The 477-nt window shown below is 46.8% G+C and carries 1 pseudogene; it reads right to left on the reverse strand.

Annotated features, from left to right (window positions below):
- Positions 1-122: 122 nt before the first annotated feature.
- Positions 123-477, reverse strand: a pseudogene (locus tag NW211_RS14000) (mobilization protein); the annotation flags it as partial.

Consider the following 477-nt stretch of genomic DNA (forward strand, 5'->3'; position numbering starts at 1 on the left):
TAGATATGTACTACAATAAATATAATGGATATGGCACGCATAAACTCCATGACCTTTGCCAATCCTCTCAAATCATCTTCCTGTTGCATAATAAATTCGTTTTAATGGTTAGTGAAATTGGTTTACGACATGCCGCGTGAACGGCGTTTTTTCTTCTTCTTTTTCTTCTGGTACTGCTTGGCGAGCATCTCCTCCTGCGGATCATTTGCAGGAGCGTCAAACGAGAAGATTCCGAAGGCTTGCTCTATGCCCGATTCAAGGTCTGCCGATGAGAGGCTTTGGCTCTCGGAGAAACCTTGAGGCATATCGGCCCATGGAATGTCGCCCTGCGAGTTGAATAGTTTCTCGAAGTTGTTTGCCGAGAACTCCTTACCCAGACGGGAACCGTTATAGACCTCACGATTGTGGTGGTCGATGAATGTGACACCGTAAATGCGACCTGCATCGTTCTCGCGGAACACCACATCAATGCCCTTG

Source organism: Barnesiella sp. ET7 (assembly GCF_024733785.1).
GTDB lineage: Bacteria > Bacteroidota > Bacteroidia > Bacteroidales > Barnesiellaceae > Barnesiella > Barnesiella merdigallinarum.